Annotated in this window: 26 protein-coding genes and 3 pseudogenes; 21 read left to right on the top strand and 8 right to left on the bottom strand. The window is 53.1% G+C overall.

Going from position 1 to position 25,930, the window contains the following annotated elements:
• Positions 1-200 precede the first annotated feature (200 nt).
• From IM290_RS01870 to IM290_RS01855, 4 genes are all read right to left on the bottom strand, one after another.
• Entirely contained in the window at positions 201-887 is a 687-nt protein-coding gene (locus IM290_RS01870) for a replication protein P (protein WP_047057729.1), read from the bottom strand.
• Complete coding sequence (locus tag IM290_RS01865; protein WP_193042129.1) at positions 884-1,801, bottom strand: replication protein; 918 nt, start codon at positions 1,799-1,801, stop codon at positions 884-886. The genes IM290_RS01870 and IM290_RS01865 overlap by 4 nt, the downstream gene beginning before the upstream one ends.
• A gap of 84 nt (positions 1,802-1,885) precedes the next feature.
• The gene (locus IM290_RS01860; RefSeq protein WP_193042128.1) at positions 1,886-2,437 is read right to left on the bottom strand and encodes a toxin YdaT family protein; all 552 of its coding nucleotides are present in this window, start codon (positions 2,435-2,437) and stop codon (positions 1,886-1,888) included.
• Between the two features lie 2 nt (positions 2,438-2,439).
• Positions 2,440-2,667: a YdaS family helix-turn-helix protein gene (locus tag IM290_RS01855; protein WP_193042127.1), complete on the bottom strand. Its 228-nt coding sequence runs from the start codon at positions 2,665-2,667 to the stop codon at positions 2,440-2,442.
• A 102-nt stretch (positions 2,668-2,769) separates the two neighbouring features.
• On the opposite strand from IM290_RS01855, the gene IM290_RS01850 reads away from it, so the two are divergent.
• The 13 genes and pseudogenes from IM290_RS01850 (at position 2,770) to tus (ending at position 12,037) form a co-directional block, all read left to right on the top strand.
• Positions 2,770-3,153 carry a helix-turn-helix domain-containing protein gene (locus IM290_RS01850; RefSeq protein ID WP_193042126.1) on the top strand — a complete coding sequence of 128 codons (384 nt, stop codon included), beginning with the start codon at positions 2,770-2,772 and terminating at the stop codon, positions 3,151-3,153.
• A 180-nt stretch (positions 3,154-3,333) separates the two neighbouring features.
• Positions 3,334-3,588, top strand: coding sequence for a type II toxin-antitoxin system HicA family toxin (locus IM290_RS01845; RefSeq protein ID WP_163280290.1), 255 nt, complete (start codon positions 3,334-3,336; stop codon positions 3,586-3,588).
• A complete protein-coding gene (locus IM290_RS01840) occupies positions 3,581-4,042 on the top strand; it encodes a type II toxin-antitoxin system HicB family antitoxin (protein WP_163280292.1) in 462 nt (153 codons plus the stop codon). Before IM290_RS01845 ends, IM290_RS01840 begins: the two co-directional genes overlap by 8 nt.
• Positions 4,042-4,473 (top strand): hypothetical protein, encoded by a 432-nt coding sequence (locus IM290_RS01835; protein WP_193354473.1) that lies wholly within the window; start codon positions 4,042-4,044, stop codon positions 4,471-4,473. The genes IM290_RS01840 and IM290_RS01835 overlap by 1 nt, the downstream gene beginning before the upstream one ends.
• Before the next feature lie 320 nt (positions 4,474-4,793).
• Positions 4,794-4,949: pseudogene (locus IM290_RS21560) on the top strand (hypothetical protein); the annotation flags it as partial.
• Complete coding sequence (locus IM290_RS21555; protein WP_226876006.1) at positions 4,942-5,106, top strand: YdaE family protein; 165 nt, start codon at positions 4,942-4,944, stop codon at positions 5,104-5,106. The pseudogene IM290_RS21560 and the gene IM290_RS21555, both read left to right, overlap by 8 nt.
• A 140-nt stretch (positions 5,107-5,246) precedes the next feature.
• Positions 5,247-7,088, top strand: a pseudogene (locus IM290_RS01825) (RecE family exodeoxyribonuclease); the annotation flags it as partial.
• Positions 7,082-7,864 (top strand): annotated as a pseudogene (locus tag IM290_RS01820) (RecT family recombinase); the annotation flags it as partial. The pseudogenes IM290_RS01825 and IM290_RS01820, both read left to right, overlap by 7 nt.
• A gap of 38 nt (positions 7,865-7,902) precedes the next feature.
• A complete protein-coding gene (locus IM290_RS01815; RefSeq protein WP_020882485.1) occupies positions 7,903-8,145 on the top strand; it encodes a DUF4060 family protein in 243 nt (80 codons plus the stop codon).
• A 64-nt stretch (positions 8,146-8,209) separates the two neighbouring features.
• Positions 8,210-8,425: an excisionase family protein gene (gene xisR / locus IM290_RS01810; protein WP_193042003.1), complete on the top strand. Its 216-nt coding sequence runs from the start codon at positions 8,210-8,212 to the stop codon at positions 8,423-8,425.
• The gene (locus IM290_RS01805) at positions 8,425-9,705 is read left to right on the top strand and encodes a site-specific integrase (protein WP_193042002.1); all 1,281 of its coding nucleotides are present in this window, start codon (positions 8,425-8,427) and stop codon (positions 9,703-9,705) included. The genes xisR and IM290_RS01805 overlap by 1 nt, the downstream gene beginning before the upstream one ends.
• Positions 9,706-9,734: 29 nt before the next feature.
• Positions 9,735-11,033, top strand: a complete 1,299-nt coding sequence (rstB, locus tag IM290_RS01800) for a two-component system sensor histidine kinase RstB (protein ID WP_193042001.1) — start codon at positions 9,735-9,737, stop codon at positions 11,031-11,033.
• Between the two features lie 74 nt (positions 11,034-11,107).
• Positions 11,108-12,037, top strand: coding sequence for a DNA replication terminus site-binding protein (tus, locus tag IM290_RS01795; protein ID WP_040117576.1), 930 nt, complete (start codon positions 11,108-11,110; stop codon positions 12,035-12,037).
• Here tus and fumC read toward each other — a convergent pair whose 3' ends face one another.
• Both fumC and fumA read right to left on the bottom strand, forming a co-directional pair.
• Complete coding sequence (fumC, locus tag IM290_RS01790; RefSeq protein ID WP_017693543.1) at positions 12,038-13,432, bottom strand: class II fumarate hydratase; 1,395 nt, start codon at positions 13,430-13,432, stop codon at positions 12,038-12,040. It abuts the gene before it with no gap.
• Between the two features lie 182 nt (positions 13,433-13,614).
• Entirely contained in the window at positions 13,615-15,261 is a 1,647-nt protein-coding gene (gene fumA / locus IM290_RS01785; RefSeq protein WP_022647928.1) for a class I fumarate hydratase FumA, read from the bottom strand.
• A gap of 199 nt (positions 15,262-15,460) precedes the next feature.
• On the opposite strand from fumA, the gene manA reads away from it, so the two are divergent.
• On the top strand, positions 15,461-16,636 hold the full coding sequence (manA, locus tag IM290_RS01780) for a mannose-6-phosphate isomerase (RefSeq protein ID WP_032670035.1): 1,176 nt from the start codon (positions 15,461-15,463) through the stop codon (positions 16,634-16,636).
• A 99-nt stretch (positions 16,637-16,735) separates the two neighbouring features.
• Positions 16,736-18,262 carry a YdgA family protein gene (locus IM290_RS01775; RefSeq protein ID WP_193042000.1) on the top strand — a complete coding sequence of 509 codons (1,527 nt, stop codon included), beginning with the start codon at positions 16,736-16,738 and terminating at the stop codon, positions 18,260-18,262.
• A gap of 101 nt (positions 18,263-18,363) precedes the next feature.
• Here IM290_RS01775 and IM290_RS01770 read toward each other — a convergent pair whose 3' ends face one another.
• Entirely contained in the window at positions 18,364-19,392 is a 1,029-nt protein-coding gene (locus tag IM290_RS01770; protein ID WP_193041999.1) for a Mal regulon transcriptional regulator MalI, read from the bottom strand.
• 179 nt (positions 19,393-19,571) lie between these two features.
• Between IM290_RS01770 and malX the strand changes: the two genes are divergently transcribed.
• From malX to add, 3 genes are all read left to right on the top strand, one after another.
• Complete coding sequence (gene malX, locus IM290_RS01765; RefSeq protein WP_023324552.1) at positions 19,572-21,164, top strand: maltose/glucose-specific PTS transporter subunit IIBC; 1,593 nt, start codon at positions 19,572-19,574, stop codon at positions 21,162-21,164.
• A gap of 48 nt (positions 21,165-21,212) precedes the next feature.
• The gene (locus IM290_RS01760; protein ID WP_193041998.1) at positions 21,213-22,385 is read left to right on the top strand and encodes a MalY/PatB family protein; all 1,173 of its coding nucleotides are present in this window, start codon (positions 21,213-21,215) and stop codon (positions 22,383-22,385) included.
• A gap of 96 nt (positions 22,386-22,481) precedes the next feature.
• Positions 22,482-23,480, top strand: coding sequence for an adenosine deaminase (add, locus tag IM290_RS01755; RefSeq protein WP_032670038.1), 999 nt, complete (start codon positions 22,482-22,484; stop codon positions 23,478-23,480).
• Positions 23,481-23,536: 56 nt separating this feature from the next.
• Here the strand turns inward: add and IM290_RS01750 are convergent, their stop codons facing one another.
• Entirely contained in the window at positions 23,537-24,577 is a 1,041-nt protein-coding gene (locus tag IM290_RS01750) for an oxidoreductase (RefSeq protein WP_032648137.1), read from the bottom strand.
• A 239-nt stretch (positions 24,578-24,816) separates the two neighbouring features.
• Here IM290_RS01750 and blr point away from each other — a divergent pair, with 239 nt between their 5' ends.
• From blr to IM290_RS01735, 3 genes are all read left to right on the top strand, one after another.
• The gene (gene blr, locus IM290_RS01745) at positions 24,817-24,942 is read left to right on the top strand and encodes a division septum protein Blr (protein ID WP_151884424.1); all 126 of its coding nucleotides are present in this window, start codon (positions 24,817-24,819) and stop codon (positions 24,940-24,942) included.
• 229 nt (positions 24,943-25,171) lie between these two features.
• Positions 25,172-25,387 (top strand): transcription modulator YdgT, encoded by a 216-nt coding sequence (ydgT, locus tag IM290_RS01740; RefSeq protein ID WP_000217941.1) that lies wholly within the window; start codon positions 25,172-25,174, stop codon positions 25,385-25,387.
• An 85-nt stretch (positions 25,388-25,472) separates the two neighbouring features.
• Positions 25,473-25,913: a DUF2569 domain-containing protein gene (locus tag IM290_RS01735; protein WP_015570663.1), complete on the top strand. Its 441-nt coding sequence runs from the start codon at positions 25,473-25,475 to the stop codon at positions 25,911-25,913.
• Positions 25,914-25,930 lie beyond the last annotated feature (17 nt).

The raw sequence follows: 25,930 nt of genomic DNA, 5'->3' as shown, positions 1-25,930 counted from the left end.
TGTACTATATATAAATTACAATAAAACAAAAATCAATTAATACTTTTTTTTAAGCTCATTCCTATATGAATTTCTTGAATATTCTAATAAAGCCATCAAAGATATTAAATTACTTCTAATGTGCTTGTATTAATCACTAACTAAGATAATCCTAAAGTTATCGATTATGTTAACATTTGGCAGAGTAAGCATTCGCATACTTATACCCTTCCACAATTCTTCAAGCGCTCGTATTTGGCTTTCAAAAGCTCTGCCGGTGTCGGCCCCTTAGGCGATACTGGTGAGGGCAACGCCCGCCGAACAGGCGGAATTGGCTGCCCGGCCAGCACACGCTTTTCCCACATATCCAGAATTTCGCCAGCTTCACGCTCAAGTTCTTTCTGACTCAGTTGGCCATCAGTTCCGCGACGCCGCAGTTCCAGACAGATGTGGTAAAAAACCGGCTTCGGCCACGGATACTGCTCACTGCTCGGATACCGGAACACCAACTTACGCCACTTCCAGTATTCAGCCATGACGTCTGAGGTAGAGATCCCCAACACACAGCGCCCTTCCCTGCACCACTTGATAAACTGGCCTGGTGAAGGCAGGAATGGTCGCTCCTGACGGCGCACCATGCGCATGCCGGCTTCAACCTGCTCCAAGGTGGTTATCCCGTTTTCTTTGAACGCCAGCACCCACTGACGGCGAATCTCGTTCACGTCTTCCTGACTGCGATTAACCATGCTTGCTGGGAATGCAGCAGCCAGCTGTACGAATAGCCCGTTGATAATCTGAGCCACCTGCTGCGTTTGTTCGCGCTCGGTGTACTGCTCAGGCAGGTTGTGCGCTACGCGGCGAGCCTGTTCCCGGTCAAAATTGCGAATGCTCTCGGCAAGATTTTTCATTCCATCACCCCGTCAATCCAGTCGGTGTTATGCAGGTCGATGCCGCTCCGGGATGGCTTTGCCGTTCCGGTAGCGCGTAGCCGTTTTGTAGTGAGCTGATCCCACTGCTTTCGCAGACTTGAAGGGCTCAGGATGTTGTCTTTCCAGAACTCGTCCCGGTTGGCCCACTGGAACAGGTCACAGATTTCGTAGTGAGTACGCTTATCCTGGACGCGCATCAGCCTGATGGTGTTTGCCCATTCAGCCCAGTTTGGTTCAGATAGCGATGCGTTGACGGTGAGAAGCCTGTCGTAAATCCAGCGTGCGGCCTTGAGGTCGTCAGCGGATCCCCATGATTTACCTGCCGGGGTGTATATGCCGGCGGCAGCTTCTGGATGGCGTGAGAGAAACTTTTGAGTTTTCTGGTTTCGGGATTCGTCAGAATTCCGAGACGAGGATATTTTATTATTGTTCTTGTTATAGTCTTGGGTGTCTACCGTTTCCGGGAAGGTTTTTCCCGTTTTCGGTAACACTTTACCCGATTTCGGGAAGACTTTTCCCGTTTTCGGCTTGTCTAAAATCCAGGCTGAAAGGTCAGTATTTATACCGACAGTTTTCATCACGCCCTGCTTCTGATTGAAGATAATTTTGCGTTCTGCGAGTGACCTGAGCGCATCTGAAACGTGGGAATCACTCAGCCCAGTAAGCTCGGCGATCACCGTGTTCGTAACGCGGTCCTGCTTCTTGTTCCAGCCGTAGGTAAGCCAGATCACCGCCTCAAAACACTGCCACTCCCGGCCTGACATTCTCAGACGAGGCTTGAGCTGTTGGATCTCGTTAGCGACCTTGGTATACCCATTCGACAGGTCGGCCATACGACCTCCCGGTTGTTCGGTTCTGTGGGGGAAATTGATAATTTCAGCTGTGTTTGACATACTTAGCTCCGCAATTACACTCCGTTTTTGCACCTGAAAGCCGTTGGTGTTCGAGCACCGCGGCTTTCGCCTTTTCTGAAGTCTTCATATTGCCCCCAGCATGGTTGTGACCATCGCCAGCAGCGGCGCCGTAAGGTCCGGATCGATCCTGAACATTTCGAAAATCCCCTCGCCTAACTCCTTCAGTTTTTCCTTCTTAGGTGCATCGAGCATCAAAGCTTGCTTGGCCTCGCTCACCTCTTTTTCCAGCCTGGCCATCCGGTAGGCAAACGAGTCGTTCTTAACAACACGGTCTCGGTATCGAAGCGGTAATACGGACATGATCGCTGGCACCAACTGTTCGACGTTCTTTCGGTACGACGCGGAGTCTTCTTTGTTATCCAGCCAACGGAACAGCTTCACGTTCCAGACTTCGGGCTGACCTGAGAAGTCCACGCCATCAGGTTGAAGTTCTTCCGCCGCTTCCTGGATTTGAAGAGCTACAGCTACGCGCCCTTCTGCTGCCGCCCAAGCTCGTACCGCTGAGCAGATATCGCGATGTTCAATATCCTGCGCTGCCGATTCGCTTTGATGACACGGGAATATCAGTGGAGTAGAGGACGCTCTGCTACTCTGTTGAACTGAAACAGTTTGCATTGTTAAAGCTCCTGTTTGGGTAAACCGTCAGTGGGGTTTGGGTAAAGATCGGGCCGTAGTTCGTGTGGTGTAACACCTGTCATTTTGAAAATTGGAAAGATGTAACTAGGCGGAACTTTTCCGTGGTCACGATTCTTCCAATGACTTACCGACATACTCGTCACACCAAGCGCGATGCTGAGCTTTCTGGCTGAACCAGCGGCTTTAATCGCTTTATCGAGTGCGGACATATAATTCTCCTACTGATTAACAGCAAAAGTAAACCACAGATTTATATATATGGCAAATCATGAATTTATTGTGCGTGTAAACCAGATATTTACAATGACCCTATGAGAAAAGAAGAACCCAATCTCGTTCTGGTAGAACGCCTTACTGAGATCACTGATCGCGGCGTTACCAAGGCGGACATGGCACGCATAGCTGGAGTCACACCTCAGGCCGTAAACGGCTGGTTCAAAAAAGGAGTGATTAGTAAAAAATCAGCGCTGGCTATAGCTGACGCCGTTGGCATCTCTGTCGCCTGGCTACTTGGTGAAGATGTTGGAGAGAAAGACGGACTTAAGCCGGACGAACAGCGTCTCTTGGAGCTATACCGCCAATTGCCGGAAGAAGAACAGCAGAACATGTTACGAGTCGTTTCTCTTCGTTTGAAGGAACTCGATGAGCTTTATGCTAAATATATGGGACGCAGACTGAAGGGCGATGAGGCTTAAATCGCCAACTCTGATTATCAGCCTAACATTCTGAATTTTAAGACTTTGGATTTTAAAATATCCTATAGCTAGCCAATTAGTATGACTAGCGAGTAATGTAAGTAAAACAATCTGAATTCCGCTCAAACCGCTTGCAACTAAAATTCAGTTGCACTAATTTTGACAGAGGATGTATCCTTCGTGGGAAGAAAGGAAAAGCTGAAGGCTAAGCTAGATGGGTTGCCCAAAAATTTTACATGGGATGAACTTGTTACGCTTATGAGTCAATACGGTTTTAGACTACTGAATGCTAAAAGGGGTTCGGGACGGAAGTTCTACAACCAAACTATTGATAGATTAGCCATATTTCACGAACCTCACCCTGAAAACACTCTTAAAAGATACGTTTTAGAAGAAGTTAAACAGTTGTTGGAAGAGATTGAAGATCATGAATAACCTGATGAAGTACAAAGGTTACTATGGAAGTTCAAACATCTCGTTTGAAGATGGGGTCATTTACGGAAAGATCGAATGCATAACTGACCTTATCACTTACGAAGGAACTACTGTAGATGAACTGCGCTCAGCCTTCGAAGAAGCTGTTGACGATTATCTTGAAACTTGTGAAGAGCTCGGTAAAGCGCCAAACAAAACGATGAGTGGCACGTTTAATGTCAGGATCGGTGAAGAGTTGCATAAAAAAGCATATTTAGCTGCTGTTGCAAGAAATATGTCTTTAAATGACTTTGTTAAGCAATCTATAGCAGACGCCGTTAATGATAGAAAAGAAATTCACTATCACTTTGATAAACCTAGCGAATTTAGCGAGACTGTCTCTTTCTCTTACTCAAGGAAGCGCACAAGCGTGACATCTTCTTGGGAGATCGCCAAACATGGAGCTCGGCATTAATGCTAGAAAAGATACGTTTTACAGGATTTGATATTGAAGGTTCATCCTTGTATATCAATGAAAATGACGACTCTGAAGGTGGTAAATACAATTTAAAATTTTCAGATCAGAAAGTTACACCACAACTTGACGATGACGGCAACTTTCTCTTTATAGAAGTGACCCCAACAATGCAAGGGTATTCACGAGAAAGACCTGAGGCAGAAGTTGATGAAGATGAAGATGTAATTTTCCAAGTTCAAGTAAAACTTACGTTAACGTTTGAGTGCTTCCTTGACGAAGAGTTAACCCAAGATATTTACAATGAAAACTCATGGTTTTTTGAAAATTACGTATATATCTGTACTAAGCAAGCTATCGAGAAGATGCTGAAGGACACAGTTTTAGAGACAATATCTCTTCCCTGGTCTCCAGTCTATCCAAGAAGCTAGCAAAAAACCCGGCAAATATGCCGGGTTTTTTTAACCTTTCCCATAAACTCCATCGCCGCTCCCCACTAAGAACCCACCGTTCCCGACCATAGAGTCGGTATTTTTTTGCCTACAATCTGCCTAAAACTTCACAAAAATTGGGTATATAAACCATCGATTTACAATTAGCACAAGCCGGTAGTTGACACGTATATAAACCAGTGATTTAATTATTTCACCAAACGCATTATGAATCACCAAGGCAGGACGCCCACGAAGTAGCCGCCGACGGCATACGAATAGTCGGATGAGGTGGAGAGATTAACGCGCATCAGGTGTAAACGTTCCGCTGGCCGGCGATAAGGCAAACAGGGGTGAGAATGATTGATTTCGCACGCAAACCAGGACGGCAGCAGGCCGTAAAACTTAACTTGTTCGAAGTGATTCTTCGCCGCTTGTGCTACCTGCTGGCGCAAAAGGGGAATCCAGATGTGTAACTCAACGAAATGCGGGTACTGCGGCAAGCCGGTTAAACCGGAGGAAGTAGTCAAAAGTACCCTTCTCTATAGCAACGGCGCGCAGCTGGCGCGCAAAGAAAAAGAATACTGCTCTGAACGTTGTGCTTCGTACGACCAGATGGCACACGAGGCATAACGTAAAAGCCGCGCAAGGCGGCCCGTACGTCCGGTGCTCCCGACCAAAGTTACACCGGAAAACTACTTAAAAAACCAAAGTTCACCCAATGGGCGCTATCTCTGGCCCGGGGATCTTACATCCAAAAAAGAGGATCTCACATGGAATTTTTCTATGTAGTTAAGGCTACGCAGAAATCTGGCAAAGAAGACGCAGTGATTTGGTTCACCGCGAAGTCTGAAGCCCGCGCCAATCTCCAACTCGATGTTGCACTGGAAGAAGCAGGCATTGAAGAAACTGGCCGCGGTAAAGACTACGCCAAACCGATCCGCACCGATTTCCCCGTATATAACGACCTGCCGGAAGAAGGCACGGTGGATTACACCTGGTGCGAGCGCTACGCACTCCAGGACGATGGACGCACCTGGCTGCCAAAGGCAGGAGCTGAGTCTACTGGATCCGTGGTTAACACTGCCGCTCCGGAAACGACCGTTAAAGTCGAAACTATCGACGAGAGTGTTACGCTTGAAAACCGTACTCCAGCAGTCCGTTTTGCCTTCCACCTGACCAGCGACAAATATCAGACGCATATCAGTAAAGCGCAGCAGCTGGCTGCCAGCGAAATGTCACTGGATGAAGGCAACACCTATCTCCAGAATCTGCTACTGGCGAAGAACGACACCCCTGAAGTTGCCGAACTCAGCCTAAACGCTGAGTGGAAACTGGTACAGGCGATTAAGCAGGTATTCGCGCCAGATGAAGAGCACGAAATAAAACTATTTGCTGCTTTCATGGCCGACTGGTTGAGAGTAGATGCTGACGACCGCAATGAGGTAGTAAGAGAGTGGAGAAGCGGAAAGCTTACTCTGCTCAAATCAGAAAGAACCAGCGACGCCGGGGTTGAAACTGGCAAGCATATCGCTACTGATGACGGTATCCAGATCGGCGAGCACGACGATGAAAACACCCGTTATCCAGTGTGCAGAATGCCCTTCCGCAAGCAACTTCTTTCACAGTTCACCGCCGACGAACTGCGCCACCACGTAACCCGCGAGGAGTACGAAGCTATCAGCGCGCTCGAGATGGACACTGACAACAGCTACGTTCAGAACCTGCTGCTGGCGGCAGAAAACTGCGAAGAGATTAAGGGCTACGATACCAAAGACCTGTGGCGCTACACCGACGCCATTCGCAAGGTGTTCAGCCAGGAGAAGCGTCACGAACTCGCTTTGGTTCTCCGTTTCACCAAAATATGGGCAGAAACTGATTACATTGACCGTGGCATCCTAGCGCGTGAATGGGCTGCCGGTAACCGCATCAGCAGCGTGCAGCGTACTGATTCCGGCACTAACGCTGATGGCGGCTATGTTACCGACCGCGGCGAAGGCGCGCATCATACGATGGACACACTCGATCTGGAGATCGCATGCGCCCTTCTGCCTATGGATTTTCATCACTTTGAAATCCCCTCCAGCGTTTTGCGCCGCGCCAAAGAGATCGTGGCGAAGCGGGAAGAACCATGGAAATCATGGAGTGCCATTCTGCGCAACCAGCCTGGGGTTTTGTCGGTAAACCGCGCGGCTATCTTCAACGTGATCCGCATCGCTCCAGAAAACATTCATCACACGCCAGTGGCTCATCTTGAGTTCGTGAATAAAACCATGACGGCAGAGTTTAACTCCGCGGTTGAGCTTCTTCCGTTATCTGCGCCAGTTGTTGAGGTGGAAGCTCAAGCAGCTCAACCGAAAGTTGAAAACCTCGGAGGTGGAATTTACTCCATCGATGCCCTATTGGGTGGAACTACCGATTCGGTCATCAATACCTCCTCAAATGAAGTCCAAAAAACGGAAAACGCAGCGGAGACCACCAGCAATGTGCAGATGGAAACGACTCAGCCAGAGAAAGTCGAAAATACTGATCCGGTACAACCAGGCGAAGGCGCTGATGCAGCTGATAAGCAAGCAGTTACCGTAGCTCCGGCAGAGATATTGGCCGCAGCCGCTTTGAATATGAGTGGTACGGACCATGGGAAAAAGTTGTTGGAAAATTCCATATCCGTAAAGGCGACAAAGGTGAGTACCGAATCCCGGGCTGGACTTTGGCTGACGAAGCAGGGATAGGCATCATTATCCGTGCGACGCTGAAAGGTGAAGAGCAGCCGAGAGAACTTGATTTGTTGCTGGCTCAGGCCCGCACCAGAAACTCTACCCTGTGGGCAGACGATCCTCGCCAGCAGTTGGCGTACCTGGCCGTCAAACGCTGGGCGAGACTGTTCTGCCCGGATGTGATTCTGGGTGTATATACCCCGGATGAACTCGATGATCGCCGTGAAGAACGAGAGTTAAATCCTGCACCGGCGCAGCATGTAAGCCTTGCAGATATTTCAGGTGACAACGTCACTACGACTCAAACGGCTCAGGAATCAGCTCAAAATATTGATGCACTTGCTGATGATTTCCGCGACCGCATCGAGGCGGCTCAGGATGTGGATAGCGCTAAAGCTCTGCGCGCAGATATTGAAACAGTGAAAGCAACGCTGGGTTCTGCCCTGTTCACTGAGCTGAAAAACAAGGCCGTGAAGCGTTATTACCTGGTTGATGCACGGAACAAAGTCGAAGCTGCCATCAATTCCTTGCCACCTTCAGATGAGCCCGATGCATCTGAGCGGTTCGCAGAAGTAGAGCGCGTTCTTGCATCATCGAAACGCCATCTGGGCGACGAACTGCATGGTCAGTTCAGCATCACCCTGGCGGATATGAAACCGGAATACGTGGACTAACGAGATCGGGAGGGGAAACCCTCCCTCAAGGAGAAGAAATGCGACTGATTAATCGAGGCAGTAAGCAATCCCCTTTGGCTCGCCAGGCATGTGAAATCGCACTCGCAGCCCACCAGCAAAGATATGGTGACTATGGGCGCAGCAAGATGAAAGAGACCTATACGGTGAGAGTGGAAGGCGTGAAGGTCTGGGTTGAGGTGGTCAACTGCAAGGCAAGCTACGTGGCCACAGCAATGACAGGCATGCGCCGACTGCGTTCCCTGCCCGGCCAGGCAAACTGAAACTAAAATATCAACGACTAAAGACCGGCATATCTATACTCGTGCCGGTTACCTGAGGTGAACCATGTCGCAGGTAATTTACGATTCAGAATGGGGCGTTGCTTCAAAACTAAAAGAGAAGACAGGCCTTACAGATCGTCAGATTAAAAGCTATCGCCAAACCTCCTGGGTAGAAGGTGTTCATTTTAAGAGAATCCCATTGGATGGAAGCAGCTCCGAAGAGCGAGGACTTGTCTGGTACAACATCCCAAGCATTAATAGGTTTGTGAAGGAGGCATAATGACTGCAATGCCAACGGGTGTTGAGATCCACAACAATAAGATACGAATAAGTTTTAAATTTCAGGGCGTTAGATGCCGAGAAACATTAAAAGGATGGATCGTAAATGCGTCGAATCTCAAAAAAGCCGGGAATTTAAGGGCCAAAATTGTAAGCGAGATTCAACTGGGTACTTTTGACTATCGGGGCGTGTTTCCGGAGTCAAAAGTAGCAGCAAAGTTTTATACATCTAAAAACATTACGACGTTCGCCGAACTTGCATCAACCTGGTATGAAAACCATAAAATCGATCTCTCACCCAATGCCACGAGAAGCTATGGGATAGCTGTAAGAACGTTAACGAAACTAATCGGCCCTGAAACGCTGGTTGCATCCATCACCAACAGCGACATTCTGGGCTGGAGAAAGGAATTACTGACTGGCGAGACTAACTATGCTCCCGAAAACAGAAGAAATAAAACTGGCCGCGCCGTTAGAACAGTAGATTATTATCTGGCCATCCTGCGACAAATCCTCGACTATGCTGTTAAAAATAAAGTCATTTCATATCAACCATATGTCGGGATAAAAAGGCTTCGAAAAGGGCAAACAAAACCAGATCCGCTTTTGAGACATGAGTTTGAGCAGTTGAAAGAGACTGCTCCGGCTCAGCAGAAAAACATGTGGCAATTCTTTGCTTACACCGGAGTTCGGCCCGGGGAGCTTTGCGCTCTTGCCTGGGAGGATATCGATCTTAATTCCGGCGAAGCTACGATTGCACGCAATCTCACTCAGGAAGGCTTGTTTGGACCACCCAAAACCGAAGCTGGATACCGGACGATAAAGTTACTGGAGCCGGCTCTGGAAGCTTTGCGAGCTCAAAAGGAACTTACCGGGAGTGCCCCTAAGGTACCAGTCACTTTCCACCACCGGGAGTTCGGGAAGACGGAAACGCAAAAGCTGCACTTTGTGTTTATGCCCCGACCTCTGAAAGGCAAGCAAGCTGCGTACTATTCAGTCAGCTCAATTGTGTCACTATGGGATATAACGGTAAGACGATCGGGCATTCGCCGCAGACGCCCCTATCAGCTGCGTCATACATACGCGTGCTGGATGTTGTCGGCAGGAGCTAATCCTGCTTTTATAGCGAATCAGATGGGTCATGAGAATGCAGAGATGGTCTTCCATGTATACTCTGCGTGGATAAATGCTCTCGATAGCGATCAGGTATCATTTTTGAATCAGCGCTTTGGCGGATATGCTAATGCCCCCATAGTGCCCCTGAAGCTAAAAACAAAATAATTAATTGCTTGATTTTCCGGTGATATTTAATGAAAAAGCTGTTTGTGCAGTTTTATCTCCTGCTGTTTGTCTGCTTTCTGGTGATGACCATGCTGGTCGGGCTGGTCTACAAATTCACCGCAGAGCGCGCGGGCAGGCAATCCCTGGACGATCTGATGAAAAGCTCGCTCTACCTGATGCGTAGCGAGCTGCGAGAAATTCCTCCTCATGACTGGGCGCGCACGTTAAAAGAGCTGGATCTGAATCTGTCGTTTGATTTGCGTATCGAACCCATGAAGGATTTTGACTTAGCGCCGCCTGCGATGCAGCGTCTGCGCGACGGAGACATCGTCGCACTGGACGAGAAATATACCTTCATTCAGCGTATTCCACGCAGCCATTATGTTCTGGCCGTCGGGCCAGTGCCCTATCTCTATTACCTGCACCAGATGCGCCTGCTGGATCTCGCTCTGCTGGGCTTTATTGCCATTTCGCTCGCTTTACCTGTGTTCATCTGGATGCGACCGCACTGGCAGGACATGCTGAAACTGGAATCCGCCGCACAGCGTTTTGGGGAGGGTCATTTAACTGAACGCATACATTTCGACAGCGGTTCCAGTTTTGACCGGCTCGGTATTGCCTTCAACCAGATGGCCGATAACATTAATGCCCTGATTGCCAGCAAGAAGCAGCTGATCGATGGCATTGCGCATGAACTGCGCACTCCGCTGGTACGCCTGCGTTATCGCCTGGAGATGAGCGAGAACCTCACCAGTGCGGAATCGCAGGCGCTCAATCGGGATATTGGCCAGCTTGAAGCGCTGATTGAAGAGCTGCTCACCTATGCCCGCCTCGATCGGCCTCAGACGGAGTTGCACCTCAGTACACCGGATCTCCCCGTCTGGCTACAGACGCATATTAACGATGTGCAGAGCGTTAACCCTCAGCGAAAACTGCTGACAGCCATTACCCCCGGCGCGTACGGCGCACTGGACATGCGGCTGATGGAACGCGTGCTGGATAATCTGATGAACAACGCCATGCGCTACAGCGAAACGACGCTGCGCATAGGTTTAGATTTGCAGGGAAGCCAGGCGATTCTGTGTGTGGAAGACGATGGCCCCGGCATTGAGCCGGCGGAGCGTGAAAAAGTTTTTGAGCCGTTTGTGCGCCTCGATCCCAGCCGCGATCGGGCTACCGGCGGCTGTGGTCTGGGGCTGGCAATTGTCCGTTCTATTGCCCAGGCGATGGGCGGTTCGGTTCGCTGCGAAGCGAGCGAGCTGGGTGGGGCCCGGTTCGTCTTTAGCTGGCCGATCTATCACAATATTCCCCTTCCCGTACCTGCCTGACCTAAACCGCACGCTGGCCTGACCCGGCGTGTTGTGCTATATCAAAAGTATGTTGTAACTAATTAAGGGCTGCCATGGCAACTTACGATCTCATCGAAAGGCTTAACACCACATTTCGGGAAATAGAGCAGGCGTTACTGACCCTCACGGGGCAACTTCAGGACTGCCGCCTGCTGGCCGCCCGCGTCTTTTCTCTGCCCGAGGTGGTGAAAGGCGCCGAGCACGACCCGCTGAACACCATTGAGGTGACGCAGCATATTGGCAAGGCGGCGCTGGAAATGACGTTGCAGCACTTTCGTCGCCTTTTCATCCAGCAGCAGTCTGAAAATCGCAGCAGTAAGGCCGCCGTTCGCCTGCCCGGCGTCATCTGCCTGCAAACGGATGCCGCAACGCGTGAAGGAATTGAGGCGCAGATTACGCATATCAATACGCTGAAAGCCGCCTTTGAGAAGATTGTAACCGTTGAGTCCGGGCTGGCGCCGGCTGCCCGTTTTGAATGGGTGCATCGCCAGCTTCCGGGGCTGATCACCCTGAATGCTTACCGCACGCTGACGGTACTGCGCCACCCCGCCACGCTGCGCTTCGGCTGGGCCAACAAGCACATCATTAAAAATTTCACGCGCGACGAGATCCTCGCCCAGCTGGAGAAAAGCCTGAAATCGCCGCGAACGGTCGCCCCGTGGTCGCGGGAACAGTGGATTGAACGGCTGGAGCAAGAGTACCACAGCATTGCCTCCCTGCCGGCTGATACCCGTCTTAAAATAAAGCGTCCGGTGAAGGTGCAGCCTATCGCCCGCGTCTGGTATGCCGGGCAACAAAAGCAGGTGCAATACGCCTGCCCGACGCCGCTGATTGCGCTCTACGATGCCGATCAGGGTGCGGTGGTGCCGGATATCGGGGAACTGCTGAACTACGATGCTGAAAACGTTCAGCATCGCTATAAACCCCAGGCTCAGCCGCTACAGCTGATTATTCCGCGGCTGCACCTGTATGTCGCGCAGTGATTACCTGAGGCTGCCCACCATCGCTTCCGGGCGGACCCAGGCATCAAACTCGGCGTCCGTCAGGTAGCCCAGCGCCAGCGCAGAGGCTTTCAGGGTAAGCCCCTCTTTGTGCGCTTTTTTAGCGATTTCGGCCGCTTTGTCATAACCAATATGGGTGTTCAGCGCCGTTACCAGCATCAGAGACTCATTCAGCAGCTGGCTGATTCGCTCGCGATTAGGCTCAATGCCCACCGCGCAGTGCTCGTTAAAGCTCTCCATGCCATCGGCCAGCAGACGAATCGATTGCAGTACGTTGTGGATCACCATCGGACGATAGACGTTAAGCTCGAAGTTACCCGACGCGCCGCCCATGTTAACCGCCACGTCATTACCCATCACCTGACAGCACAGCATGGTCATAGCTTCGCACTGGGTCGGGTTCACTTTACCCGGCATAATGGAGCTGCCCGGCTCGTTTTCCGGAATGCTAATTTCGCCGATGCCGCAGCGCGGGCCGGAGGCCAGCCAGCGCACGTCGTTGGCAATTTTCATCAGCGAGGCCGCCAGCCCTTTCAGCGCGCCATGGGTATGCACCAGCGCATCACAGGTCGCCAGCGCTTCGAATTTATTCGGAGCGGTAACAAACGGCTGCCCGGTGATCTTCGCCAGCTCTTCGGCCACGCGCACCGCGTACTCGGGATGGGTGTTTAAGCCAGTGCCCACCGCCGTCCCGCCGAGCGCCAGCTCCGCCAGATGCGGCAGGCTGTTGTCGATATGCTTAAGGTTGTGCTCCAGCATCGCCACCCAGCCGGAGATCTCCTGACCAAGCGTCAGCGGCGTGGCGTCCTGAAGGTGCGTACGACCAATTTTAACGATGTCGCGGAAGGCCTGCGCTTTCTCGTTAAGCGTAGATTTAAGCACGTTGAGCTGCGGGATAAGCTGCTCGCGGATTGCGATGACGGCCGCCACGTGCATGGCCGTCGGGAACACGTCGTTGGAACTCTGGCTTTTGTTCACGTCATCGTTCGGGTGGACCTTGCGCTCCATGCCGCGCACGCCGCCAAGAAGCTCGCTTGCGCGGTTCGCCAGCACCTCGTTCATGTTCATGTTGCTCTGGGTGCCTGAGCCGGTCTGCCAGATGGCAAGGGGGAATTCGTCGGGATGTTTGCCCGCCAGCACTTCGTCGGCGGCATTGATGATGGCGGTGGCTTTATCGGCATCCAGCAGGCCCAGATCCTGATTGACTTTGGCGGCAGCGCGTTTGGTCAACGCCAGCGCCTGGATTAGCGAGACGGGCATTTTCTCTGTCGAAATGCGGAAATGCTCCAGCGAACGCTGGGTTTGTGCGCCCCATAGCTTGTCGGCCGGGACGTCGATGGCGCCCATGGAGTCTTTCTCGCGGCGATGCATTGTCATTACTTACTCCTTGATAACAAAGATGGGATTGCTCACATGCTTAAGAGATAAGTATTGATGACTTCTGAGAAACGTTATGGCGCTTTGTGCGCTCTTTTTGATGTCGGGTGGCGGCTGCGCCTTACCCGACCTACGAGAATGTAGGCCGGGTAAGCGTCAGCGCCACCCGGCAATTTACAGAATTACTTCACACACGCCGAACACTGGGAAGACTGGATCTGTTTGAAGAAATCGTTACCTTTGTCATCCACGAGGATGAACGCCGGGAAGTCTTCCACTTCAATTTTCCAGATCGCTTCCATACCCAGTTCCGGGTACTCCACGCACTCCAGGCTCTTGATACTGCCCTGCGCCAGCACCGCTGCCGGGCCGCCTATGCTGCCGAGGTAGAAGCCGCCGTGCTTGTGGCACGCGTCCGTCACCTGCTGGCTGCGGTTGCCTTTCGCCAGCATGATCATGCTGCCGCCGTTGGCCTGCAACTGGTCGACGTAGGAGTCCATACGGCCCGCCGTAGTTGGGCCTAACGAGCCGGAAGCATATCCATCAGGCGTTTTTGCCGGGCCTGCGTAGTAGATCGGGTGATCTTTAATGTACTGCGGCAGCCCTTCGCCGTTGTCCAGGCGCTCTTTCAGCTTCGCATGGGCGATGTCGCGGCCCACGATAATCGTCCCGTTCAGGGAGAGACGCGTCGAGACCGGATACTGCGAAAGCTGCGCCAGAATCTCTTTCATCGGACGATTCAGGTCCACGCGAACCGCTTCCCCCTCGCCCGCTTTACGCAGTTCTTCAGGGATGTATTTGCCCGGGTTGTTCTCCAGCTTCTCGATCCAGATGCCGTCGCGGTTGATCTTCGCTTTGATGTTACGGTCCGCTGAACAGGAAACGCCCATCCCCACCGGACAGGAAGCACCGTGGCGCGGCAGGCGGATCACGCGAATGTCATGCGCGAAGTATTTGCCGCCAAACTGCGCGCCCAGCCCCAGATTCTGCGCTTCGGCCAGCAGTTCCTGCTCAAGCTGCACGTCCCGGAACGCCTGACCATGTTCGTTACCTTCCGTTGGCAGGCCATCGTAGTATTTGGTTGAGGCCAGCTTAACGGTTTTCAGGGTGCTTTCAGCAGACGTACCGCCAATCACAAACGCGATATGGTACGGCGGGCAGGCCGCGGTGCCGAGGGTGCGCATCTTCTCGACCAGATAATTCTTCAGCTTGCCCGGGGTGAGCAGCGCTTTGGTTTCCTGGTAAAGATAGGTTTTGTTGGCTGAACCGCCGCCTTTGGCGATGCAGAGGAATTTGTACTCGTCACCGTCAACGCTGTAGAGGTCAATCTGCGCAGGCAGGTTGGTGCCGGTGTTCACCTCTTTGTACATATCCAGCGCCGCGTTTTGCGAATAGCGCAGGTTGTCTTCGGTGTAGGTATTGTAAACGCCGCGCGCCAGCGCCGCTTCGTCACCGCCGCCGGTCCAGACGCGCTGGCCTTTTTTACCGGTGATAATCGCCGTGCCGGTGTCCTGGCAGGTCGGCAGAATGCCTTTCGCCGCGATATCAGAGTTACGCAGGAATTGCAGGGCAACGTACTTATCGTTCTCACTGGCTTCCGGGTCGCTCAGGATATCAGCAACCTGCTGCTGATGCGCCGGACGGAGCATAAAGGAAGCATCATGGAAGGCTTGCTGCGCCAGCAACGTCAGCGCCTGCGGGTCAACTTTGAGGATCTCCTGCCCTTCAAACTCAGAGACAGAAACGTAATCGCGGGTTAACAGGTAATACTCGGTCCGATCCTGACTGAGGGGGAAAGGATCCTGATAATGGAAGGGTTTATTCGACATTGTTCTCTCACTTACTGCTTCGGTCTGTTTATTCAGGGCAGATGTTCCGCTGCCCGGCTTAAAAGCGAGTCAGCTTATCCTACACAATTTTTTAACAAAAACTGAGACTAGTACGACTTTTTACATCCGCAGGTTACTTCCATTCGGTTTATTGCTTTAATACGCGGAGTTAATTCCACATATGAATCAGGGCTTGATAATGCAAAAACTCATCAACTCAGTGCAAAACTACGCCTGGGGAAGTAAAACTGCGTTAACGGATCTCTACGGTATCGCCAACCCGGACAACCTGCCGATGGCAGAGCTGTGGATGGGCGCGCATCCGAAGAGCAGCTCAAAAATTGAAGATGCCAGCGGCCAGGTTCGCAGCCTGCGTGACGTCATCGACGCCGACAAAGCCGCACTGCTCGGCGATAAAGTGGCGAATCGTTTTGGTGAGCTGCCGTTTCTGTTCAAGGTATTGTGCGCCGACCAGCCGCTCTCCATTCAGGTTCACCCGAACAAAAAAGCCTCTGAGCTGGGCTTTGCCAAAGAAAATGCCGCCGGTATTCCGTTAGACGCCGCAGAGCGTAACTACAAAGATCCTAACCACAAGCCAGAACTGGTTTTCGCCCTTACCCCTTTCCTGGCGATGAATGCCTTCCGCGAGTTTTCGGAAATCATCTCCCTGCTGCAACCTGTCGCCGGGGCTCACAACGCGATCGCCCATTTCCTGGAAAACCCGAACGCAGAAGCCTTGAGCGAGCTGTTTGCCAGCCTGCTGAATATGCAGGGCGAGGAAAAATCCCACGCGCTGGCGGTGCTGAAAGCCGCGCTGAACAGCCAGCAGGGTGAGCCATGGGACACCATTCGCGTAATTTCCACGTTTTATCCGGACGACAGCGGTCTCTTCTCTCCGCTGCTGCTGAACGTGGTGAAGCTCAACCCGGGCGAAGCGATGTTCCTGTTCGCTGAAACCCCGCACGCCTACCTGAACGGCGTGGCGCTGGAGGTGATGGCTAACTCCGATAACGTACTGCGCGCGGGCCTGACGCCAAAATACATCGACATCCCTGAGCTGGTTGCCAACGTGAAGTTCGTGGCGAAACCTGCTGCGGAGCTGCTTACGCAGCCGGTGAAAAACGGCGCAGAGCTGGACTTCCCGATTCCGGTTGACGATTTTGCCTTCTCGCTGCACGACCTCAGCGCAGACGAAACCGCCATTGCACAGGAGAGCGCCGCGATCCTGTTCTGTGTAGAAGGCGAAGCGACGTTGCATAAAGATAGCGAGCGTCTGGTGCTTAAACCGGGTGAATCCGCCTTTGTCGCGGCCAACGAGTCGCCTGTCCGGGTGAGCGGCACCGGTCGCCTGGCGCGTGTTTTTAATAAGCTTTAGGGACTTACTGAATTTTTTAACAACTCTTGCTAAGCTAGTAACAGGCGTTGTAACACCAGGCGGTTTTAACCGCCTGGTTTCATTTTAGGGATAATCGCAATGAAAAAATCGGTCGTAGCGGTAGGAGTGATTGTTGCTTTAGGCGTGATCTGGACGGGTGCTTCCTGGTATACCGGGAAACAGCTGGAAAGCCGTCTGGCAGAGATGATGACGCAGGCAAACAGCGAGATTAAGCGCAGCGCGCCTGAAGCAGGTCTGGAGCTGAGCTACCAGAACTACCAGCGTGGCGTGTTTACCAGCCATATGCAGGTGGTGGTGAAGCCGGTTGCGGGTAATCAGAACGCCTGGCTGAAACCGGGCCAGAGCGTGGTGCTGGATGAAGTGGTCAGCCACGGTCCGTTCCCGCTGGCGCAGTTGAAAAAGTTTAACCTGATCCCCTCTATGGCATCCGCCAGAACCGTACTGGTGAATAACGAGGTGACGAAGCCGATTTTCGATATGGCGAAAAATGAGTCGCCGTTTGAGATCAATACCCGCATCAGCTATGCCGGTGATACGCATTCCGACATCGACCTGAAAGCCCTGAATTACGAACAAGGCACCGACAAAGTCGCCTTCAGCGGCGGTAATTTCCAGCTTGATGCCGATCGCGACGGCAAGAATGTCTCCCTGACCGGCGATGCCGCCAGCGGCCTGGTGAATTCAGTCAATGAATATAACCAGAAGGTTCAGCTTACCTTCAACAACCTGAAAGCCAGCGGCAATAGCCGTATGACCGATTTTGATGAGCGTATCGGCGACCAGAAACTGAGCCTCGATAAGATCGCCATTGCGATCGAAGGCAAAGAGATGGCGGTGCTTGAAGGCATGGATCTGGACGGTAAGTCTGACGTGTCCAAAGACGGTAAAAGCATCAACACCCAGCTGGATTACAGCCTGAAAAGCCTGAAAGTACAAAATCAGGATCTCGGTACCGGTAAGCTGTCGCTGAAAATCGGCAACATTGACGGCCAGGCGTGGCACGAATTCAGTCAGAAATACAGTAAAGAGAGCCAGGCTCTGCTGACCGATGCTGCCCTGCAACAGAACCCGCAGGCGTACCAGCAGCAGGCGATGACGGTGCTGTTTAATAACCTGCCGATCCTGCTGAAGGGCGAGCCGGTGATTACCGTTGCGCCACTGAGCTGGAAAAACGGCAAAGGCGAAACCAACTTCAACCTGTCGCTGTTCCTGAAGGATCCGGCCGCCGCGGCCGGCGAACCGCAGACCCTGGCGCAGGAAGTTGACCGCAGCGTGAAATCGCTCGACAGCAAGCTGACCATCCCGATGGATATGGCGACCGAGTTCATGACGCAGATTGCGAAACTTGAAGGGTATGGTGAAGAAGATGCAGGGAAACTGGCAAACCAACAGGTGAAAGGCCTGGCGGCGATGGGCCAGATGTTCCGCATCACGAAGGTGGAAGACAACACCATTTCCACCAGCCTGCAATATGCTAATGGCCAGGTGACGCTCAACGGCGACAAAATGCCGCTGGAAGAGTTTGTCGGTATGTTCGGTATGCCGACGCTGGGCATTCCGGCACCGGCTGAACCGGCAGCGCCGCCGGCAGTACCGCAGCAGTAAACGAAAAACCCCTCGCATGAGGGGTTTTTTATTGCCGGGTGGCGCTGACGCTTACCCGGCCTCCGATCCTGAGTCGTTGTAGGCCCGTGGAAGCAAAGCGTTTACTTCACCGTCACTAACCGCGCAGCCACAATCTGATGCCCGGCCTGCACGTCCGTATTTTCAATGCGCTGCATGATCCTGTCTGCCAGGGTGTACCCCATTTCACGAGCCGGCGTCGTCGCCCAGACGATGGGGAGATCGTCTAATGCATTTTCACCGACATCCGCAAACGCCCCCAGCGCCACCTGATGGCCGAAGAACGTTTCTACCCCGCCCTCACCGCTCTGTCGTCCGGCGCGGATCAAACCGAACCACGCCCCCATCGCAATGACGTCGTTATAGCAAATCACCGCGCTGATCGTCGGGCTGTTGCGAAGCAGCGTGCCGATGGCTTCCGCGGCTTTTTTCTGGCTGGATTCACACTCCACCACCCATTCGCTGTGAAACGGCAGGCCGTATTTGATGAGCGTGGAGCAGTAACCGCCCACCCGCTCGGCACGCGTCAGGGACGAGCTTTTACCGCCGAGCCAGGCGATGCGCTGATGGCCGCGATGAATAAGATGCTCGGTCAGCATTTGCGCGGCCTGCATGTTATCTGGCCGAAGGGTATCGGCTTCGTCGAGATAGCTTGCGCGCGAGGCAAACACCAGCGGTACGCCTTTCTGCGCCGCGCGCTCACACAATTCACTGCCCACGCCGGACGCGCCGGCCACGATCACCCCATCCACCCCTTGCATCAGCAGCATATCCAGCCTGGAGAGCAGCTGCTCCGGTTCGCGCCCACCGTGGAGCAGGAAAACCATTCGCCCCTGCGCTTCAAGCGCCTCGGTAAGCCCGGCGGTCAGTTCTGCATAAAACGGCGACGTGAGGTCGCGAACGATCAGCCCTATCACCCCGCTTTGCCCACCGCGCAGCGCCGACGCCTGGCGATTACGCACAAAGCCTAACTGCTCAACGGCCTCGTTGACGCGCTGACCCGTTGCAGGAGAGATGCGCCCCTTCCCGCTCAATACCAGCGAAACGGTGCTGACGGAAACCCCCGCCGCCAGCGCGACATCGTTGATGGTGATCTTTTTCGCTACAGCCATGTGGTGGCGTGACTCCTTGATAATGAGATCGCTAAAACGTTTTATCAATACGTTATCTTTATACTACCAGTAAAAGCCTGAGAATGTGATTTAGCGCGCACTAAAGTTTGATAAAACGTTTTATCTTCTCGCCCCATCGAGGTCGTTAAATCTCTTTCTACCATTTAAGGAGTCGTTTTATGACGACGAAAGCAGCACAAAAAATATCGCTGTGGGAGTTTTTCCAGCAACTGGGTAAAACCTTTATGCTGCCCGTGGCGCTTCTCTCTTTTTGCGGGATCATGCTGGGGATCGGCAGCTCGTTAAGCAGCCACGACGTCATTACCCTGATCCCTTTCCTCGGAAATCCGGTACTTCAGGCGATCTTCATCTGGATGAGCAAGGTCGGCTCTTTTGCCTTTAGCTTCCTGCCGGTAATGTTCTGTATCGCCATTCCTCTGGGTCTGGCGCGCGAAAATAAAGGCGTGGCGGCGTTTGCGGGCTTCGTTGGCTATGCGGTCATGAACCTTGCGGTTAACTTCTGGCTGACTGCCAAAGGGATCCTGCCCACGACCGACGCGGCGGTACTGAAAGCCAATAACATTCAGAGCGTGATTGGTATTCAGTCCATCGATACCGGGATCCTTGGAGCCGTGATCGCGGGGGTGATTATCTGGATGCTGCACGAGCGCTTCCACAACATCCGCCTGCCCGATGCGCTGGCCTTCTTCGGCGGGACCCGCTTTGTGCCAATCATTACGCTGGTTGTGATGGGTCTGTTTGGTCTGATCATCCCTCTGATTTGGCCGATTTTTGCCATGGGGATCACCGGTATCGGCCGCATTATCAATGGCGCGGGTGATTTCGGCCCGATGATTTTCGGTACGGGTGAACGTCTGCTGCTGCCATTTGGTTTACAGCATATCCTGGTTGCCCTGATCCGCTTTACCGAAGCCGGCGGTACCATGGACGTTTGCGGTCATTCCGTTAGCGGTGCGCTGACCATCTTCCAGGCCCAGCTGAGCTGCCCGACCACTCACGGCTTCTCTGAAAGTGCGACGCGTTTCCTCTCTCAGGGTAAAATGCCTGCCTTCCTCGGCGGCCTGCCGGGCGCAGCGCTGGCGATGTACCACTGTGCCCGTCCGGAAAATCGTCATAAAATTAAAGGTCTGCTGATCTCCGGCGTTATTGCCTGCGTGGTGGGCGGTACGACAGAACCTATCGAGTTCCTGTTCCTGTTCGTAGCGCCGGTACTGTACCTCATCCACGCCGTACTGACGGGCCTGGGCTTTACCGTGATGGCTGTGCTCGGTGTGACCATCGGTAACACCGACGGTAACGTAATTGACTTCGTGGTCTTCGGTATCCTGCACGGCCTGTCCACCAAGTGGTATCTGGTGCCGGTTGTGGCCGCCATCTGGTTCGCGGTTTACTATGGGATCTTCCGCTTCGCCATCACCCGCTTTAACCTGAAAACGCCTGGCCGCGATACCGATACGGCCACCAGCGTTGAACAGGCGGTAGCCGGCACTGTTGGGAAATCCGGATATAACACGCCGGCTATTCTGGCGGCGCTGGGCGGTGCGGATAACATTACCTCTCTGGATAACTGCATCACCCGCCTGCGTTTGTCGGTGGCGGACATGTCCAAAGTGGATACCAACGCACTTAAAGCTAACCGGGCTATCGGCGTGGTACAGTTAAATCAACACAATTTGCAGGTCGTCATTGGCCCGCAGGTACAGTCAGTGAAGGATGAGCTGGCAACCCTGATGCGAACCGTCGAAGCCTGATGCCTCGCCCCCTCGTCATGAGGGGGTTTTACTTTACGGAGCACCGTCATGTTTGATTTTTCAACCGTCGTGGATCGACACGGCACCTGGTGTACCCAGTGGGATTATATCGCTGACCGTTTTGGCGCTGCCGACCTGCTGCCCTTCACCATCTCTGATATGGATTTCGCCACCGCCCCCTGCATTACCGATGCGCTGCACCAGCGAATAAACCACGGGGTGTTTGGCTACAGTCGCTGGAAAAATGACGAATTTCTGGCCGCCGTGGCGCACTGGTTCCGGCAACGCTTTAACAGTCAGATTGATACCGAAACCGTGGTGTATGGGCCGTCGGTCATTTATATGGTCTCGGAGCTGATCCGCCTCTGGTCCTCGCCTGGCGACGGCGTGGTGGTCCATACCCCGGCTTACGATGCCTTTTATAAAGCCATCGACGGCAACCAGCGTACCGTTGTTTCCGTGCCGATGCAGAAAACAGCGCATGGCTGGGAGGGCAATATGGCCGCGCTGGAAGCAGCGCTGTCAAAACCGGAAAACAAGGTGCTGCTGCTGTGTAGCCCGCAAAACCCGACCGGCAAAGTCTGGACGCGGGAAGAGCTGACCACAATGGCGGCCCTGTGTGAACGTTATGACGTAGCGGTGATCAGCGACGAAATTCATATGGACATGGTATGGGGCACGCATCGTCATACCCCGTGGAATGAGGTTGCGCGCGGTAAATGGGCGCTGCTGACCTCGGGTTCCAAAAGCTTCAACATTCCGGCGCTGACGGGTGCCTGGGGGCTTATCGCCGATGACGCCAGCCGTAACGCCTATCTGAATGCATTAAAAGGTCGGGACGGACTCTCTTCCCCTTCCGTGCCGGCGCTGACCGCGCACATTGCTGCCTACCGACAGGGAGAACCCTGGCTGGACGCGCTGCGGATCTATCTCGAAGAAAACCTGCGCTACATTGCTGACGAACTGAATACTGCATTTCCGACACTCAACTGGCAACCGCCCGAGGCCACCTATCTGGCATGGATCGATCTCAGCCCGCTTGGCATTGATGACAATACGCTGCAAAACGTGCTGATTGATCAGCAAAAAGTGGCCATCATGCCGGGATATACCTACGGGGATGAAGGTAAAGGCTATGTGCGTCTGAACGCTGGCTGTCCGCGTAGTAAGCTTGAACAGGGCGTTCAACGCCTTATCGCTGGCATCAACACTCTGCTGTAAATCATTTGCGCAACGGAATATTCCCTTGCGCAAATAGCTTTTTACCCCGTTTTGTTTTTATAATATGGCGCACTTTAACCAGCAAAGAGTGCGACCATGATTGATACACGCCTGCCTTTAACTGATATTCACCGCCACCTCGACGGAAACATTCGTGCCCAAACCATTCTCGATCTTGGCCGCCAGTTCAATTTAACCCTCCCTGCCGAAACGCTTGAAACCCTGATCCCGCATGTTCAGGTCACGTCGAACGAACCGGATCTGGTGAGTTTTCTGAGCAAGCTCGACTGGGGCGTGAAGATGCTGGCCTCGGTCGATGCCTGTCGCCGTATCGCCTTTGAAAACATCGAAGATGCCGCGCGTAACGGCCTGCACTATGTTGAACTGCGTTTCTCCCCGGGCTATATGGCGATGACCCACAACCTCCCCGTAGCGGGCGTGGTTGAAGCGGTCATTGAAGGCGTGCGTGAAGGCTGCAAAACCTTTGACGTTCAGGCGCGTTTGATTGGCATTATGAGCCGTACCTTCGGTGAAGCGGCCTGTCTTCAGGAACTGGAAGCATTACTGGCGCATCGCGACCAGATCACCGCCATCGACCTGGCCGGTGACGAGCTGGGCTTCCCGGGCAGTCTATTCCTGTCTCATTTCAACCGCGCACGTGATGCAGGATGGCATATTACCGTTCATGCGGGGGAAGCCGCGGGGCCGGAAAGCATCTGGCAGGCCATTCGTGAACTGGGTGCGGAACGTATAGGTCATGGCGTGAAAGCCATTGAAGATCGCGCGCTGATGGATTTCCTCGCCGAACAACGTATTGGAATCGAATCCTGCCTGACCTCCAATATTCAGACCAGTACAGTGGCGTCGCTGGCGCAACACCCGCTGAAAACCTTCCTCGAACACGGGGTGCTGGCTTCGCTGAACACGGACGATCCGGCGGTTCAGGGCGTGGATATTATTCACGAATACAACATCGCCGCACCACAGGCCGGGCTGAGCCGCGAGCAGATCCGTCAGGCGCAAATCAACGGGCTGGAGATCGCCTTCCTGACGCCTGAAGAGAAACAGGCGCTGCGCGATAAAGTTGCTCAGTAGTCCTCTTTACTGCCGGGTGGCGCTGCGCTTACCCGGCCTACGAAAGCGTTTGGCACTTATGCCAGACAGAGCGTTGCGCGATGTTTGGCAGATTCGATCCCGAGCTCGATCAGCTCCATAATCTGAATTGCCTGGCTTGCGGGAACCGGATTTTCACCTGAACCGTTCAGCGCGTCACGAATGGCGGCGTAATACGCCGGATAGTTCCCCGGCAGGGTCAATACCGTCTCTTCAACCAGTACCTCCCCCTCCGCACGCGTCACCACCCCATCGCGCATGTCGTAGCCCCAGTCCTCCTGCGGTAAGCGTTCGCCATTTTTGAGGCGCTCTTCCTGCGGATCCAGGCCGAACTTCACATAGCTGCCGCGCGCCCCGTGAATGATATAGCGGGCCGATTCCGCCGCCGCAAGCATTGTCCCGTGCAGCACAATGCGCCGCTGCGGATAACTCAAAATGGCATGGAAATAGTCGGTGGTCTGCGCCCCCGGCCTGAGCTGCGCTAAATCGACCGTCATGCTCACGGGCAAACCAAACAGATGAACGGCCTGATCGAGAAGATGCGGCGCTAAGTCATACCAGATGCCGCTACCCGGTCCCGCCTGCTCGCGCCAGCGATCTCGCACCTGCGGACGATAACGATCGAAGTGCGACTCAAAAAAGGCAATTTCGCCGAGCGTGCCTTCGTTTATCAGCGCCTTAACCGTCAGGAAATCGCTGTCCCAGCGCCGATTGTGAAAGACCGATAATAACCGACCCAGACTACGCGCCAGCGCATCCAGCTCGCGCGCCTGTGACAACGTCACGGTGAAGGGCTTATCGACAACAACATGTTTCCCTGCCTCCAGCGCCGCTTTCGCCAGGGGGAAATGAGTGTCGTTAGGAGTTGGAATGATAATAAGGTCAATATTAGGATCGTTAAACAGATGCTTAGGCTCCGTTACCACCGGCACGGCTGGCCAGTCGGCGCGGACCTTAGTCTCATCGCTGCTTGTGATAGCCGCCAGTTCCATTCCCGGCGTGCCGGCAACCAGCGGTGCATGAAAGGTTTTGCTTGCGTACCCGTAGCCAATAAGACCGACGCGGATGTTTTCACTCATCGTTTGCCCCCTCGCTGTGCGCTTATTTATCACTGGCCTTGTGCTTAACGCACACATTAATAATGTGCCCTGTGAGTTAAAATAGCATCTCGCGACAGCGTTTTTTGTTACCTCGCATTAAAGTGTGCATGTGGGTCCGGGGAATCGTTCCCAAAGCGCTTGCTCTGGCGAAAAGGGCGCTGTAACATTTGTAATCTGTATTTATGGATAAATTACAAACACAAATTATGTCGTCAATAATTAATCGAATCATTGAATTAGCGGGATGGATTGTCCTTGGCGTTTCAGTCGTGTTGCTCGGCATTGCCAGCCATATCGATAACTACCAGCCGCCGGAGCCTGTTACTGTCGCACAACAAAAGTAAGCCGCATCGTCATAAAGCGTGACACATTACGTCATGGAACGTATTGCCAGCCGTAATGAACGGGGTTACCCTTCTCTTCCAGGCATCTGCTGATGCCTGATTCTTCGCAAAGAAAACTCCTAATTTCGTCGCGTTACCCGAGTGGACAGTTTACGTCTTTATTAATCCGTTTATTATTCGAACGCATTACCTTTATGGGTATTACCCTTTTATATGGAATCTTATTAATATGACAGTTCAGGACTATTTATTAAAATTTCGCAAGATCAATTCCCTTGAAAGCCTGGAAAAACTGTTTGACCATCTGAACTACACGCTGTCGGATAATCAGGACATCATCAACATGTACCGCGCTGCTGACCATCGTCGCGCCGAACTGGTCTCTGGCGGTCGTCTGTTCAATGTGGGGGAAGTGCCTAAATCCGTATGGCGTTACGTTGTATAAGAAAGTAGCCTTCGGCGTGAAATGTTATATACTCTCCGCCCTGCAAATTTCTGTATAACATTTCGCGCAGACTATGGGAGAGCGTATGACCGCATTGCCTGGAGAGAGGATTGGGGGCTGGTTAATCGCCCCGCTGGCATGGCTGCTGGTGGCATTATTAAGCGCTTCGCTGGCGCTGTTGCTTTACACCACTGCACTGGTTACGCCTCATGCTATCCAGACACTGATGTCCCAGAGTGCGCTCAATATTGCGACGTGGTTTGTGTCGTTCGTTTTCGCGATCGCGATGTGGTACTACACGCTGTGGCTGACCATCGCCTTCTTCAAACGCCGCAAAAGCGTGCCAAAACATTACATTATCTGGCTGCTGGTCTCCGTGCTGCTGGCCGTCAAAGCGTTCGCTTTCTCGCCGGTCTCTGACGCACTGGCGGTTAGACAGTTACTGTTTCCGCTACTGGCGACGGCGCTTCTGGTCCCTTATTTCAAGCGTTCGACGCGCGTTAAAAAGACCTTCGTTAACCCGTAATAACCTTACAGTTAACC

Origin of the sequence: Enterobacter cloacae complex sp. S1 (assembly GCF_014930525.1) — a bacterium.
Classification (GTDB): domain Bacteria; phylum Pseudomonadota; class Gammaproteobacteria; order Enterobacterales; family Enterobacteriaceae; genus Enterobacter; species Enterobacter hormaechei_C.
This window is presented reverse-complemented; position numbering and strand designations above follow the sequence as displayed.